The sequence below is a fragment of the Variovorax monticola genome (assembly GCF_051216855.1).
Taxonomy (GTDB): domain Bacteria; phylum Pseudomonadota; class Gammaproteobacteria; order Burkholderiales; family Burkholderiaceae_C; genus Variovorax.
This window is the reverse complement of sequence record NZ_JBPJZP010000014.1, coordinates 1-1,629: the sequence shown is the minus strand read 5'-3', so window position 1 is coordinate 1,629 and position 1,629 is coordinate 1. Positions and strand designations below refer to the sequence as shown.

Genomic DNA, 1,629 nt, shown 5'->3' with positions numbered 1-1,629 from the left:
CAGGCTGTGTAAATAGTCAGCCGGCCGCTTAGATCAAGATGCCCCGCAACAGCGGGGCATTTTTCATTGGGGCGCGAAGTGAAGAAGACAAGGGCCTCAGCCCCGCAGCGCCTGGTGCATCCAGGCCGCGCCCTTCATGTTGAACACCCGCTTCAGGTTGTAGGCCATCACTGCCAGGCTGAACTCGGCGCGCGCTCCGCTCGTATGCCGCATCAGCAGCCGGGCGTTGCCCAGGATCAGGTGCTTGATGCTTGCGAAGGGGTGCTCCACCGTCTGTCGCCTCAGCGCCATCATCCAGGGCTGCGCGGCCAGCCTGCTCGCATTGGCTTGCAACGCCTCTTCGTACAGATGGCGCGAGACGAAGCGCTGCTTGGCTGTCGTGCACTGGGCTTTGCGCTCACAGGCGGTGCAGTCGCTCGGCTGCGCGGCATAGATCATCAGCTTGTCCTTGCGCTGAAGCTGCTTGCGCTGCAGCTGCTTGCCTGCCGGGCAGGTGAAGCTGTCGCTGGCTGCCTCGTAGACGAAGGCACTGCGCTCGTACAGGGTGCCGTCTGCCTGGTTGTTCACCGCGCGGTTGCCCGCCACATAGCTGGTGATGCCCTGGGCGTCCAGCGCCGCGATCTGCTCGCCGTTGGCATAGCCCGCGTCGGCCACCACCGTGCACGGCTGCTGCAGCACCCGGCTGGCTCCTTCGGCCATGGGCTGCAGTTGACGCAGATCGTTGACTTCGCAGACCACCTCGTGCGCAACGATCAGGTGGCTTTGCGTCTCTACCGCCGTCTGCAGGTTGTAGCCCGGTCGACCGGCCAGGCTGTGCATCGGGCGTGCTTCGGGCTCACCGTGGGAGATGGCGCTCGCACCGCTGCGCATGAGCTGTTGCGCTTCGTTGGCAATGGCTCGCCCCTCGGCCTTCAGTCGTTGCAGGGCCGCGCGGACCTCGTCTGGCGCGCCAGACCCGTCGCCGGGGCCTTCGGATCCCGAGCCCTCCTGGTTGTCCTGGCTGTCCAGCAACCGCAGATAGGCGTCGATCTCTTGCGCGTTGCGCTGTGCCTGCGCGGCCAGTTCGCGCTGCCCGATCACCGCCTTGCGCGAAGCCACCGCCTGCACCTTCGTGCCATCGATGGCCACGGTGGAGCCTCGGATCAGTCGGCTTGCGCGCGCGAACTGCACGAACGCCGCGCAGCTGGCCACCAGAGCCGACGTGTTCTGGCGCCTGAACTCGGCGATGGTCTTGTGGTCCGGCGCCAGGCGCCCCAGCAGCCACATGCACTCCACGTTGCGATGGCACTCACGCTCCAGCGCCCTCGATGAGCGGATCGCGCTCAGGTAGCCCCAGATGTACAGGCGCAGCAGATCGCCCGGGTCGTAGGGCGGTGTGCCCAGGCGCTGCGCCTGGGCCTTCGCGAATCCCAGCGCCTTCAGCTCCAGCGCTTGTACCCACGCGTCCACCACCCGAACCAGTGCGTCCTCGCCCACCAGCTCATCGAGCATCAGTGGGAACAGCGTCGCCTGGCCTCGGTCCTGTCCGTGTCGATGTCCCATGGGTCAGTCTCCAATGAAAAATGCCCTCCAGACCAACGCCTGGAGGGCACTTCTCGTCGACTCGATGCAGACTATTTACACAGCCTG

The 1,629-nt window shown here is 65.8% G+C and carries 1 protein-coding gene; it reads right to left on the bottom strand.

All coding sequences use genetic code 11. The features are described 5' to 3' along the window. Positions 1-96 precede the first annotated feature (96 nt). Complete coding sequence (locus ACSFA5_RS32425; protein WP_435448152.1) at positions 97-1,542, bottom strand: IS1182 family transposase; 1,446 nt, start codon at positions 1,540-1,542, stop codon at positions 97-99. Positions 1,543-1,629 lie beyond the last annotated feature (87 nt).

Coding starts and splice junctions, on each gene's coding strand:
- ACSFA5_RS32425 (WP_435448152.1), bottom strand. CDS start 1,542: ATGGGACATCGACACGGACAGGACCGAGGCCAGGCGACGCTGTTCCCA.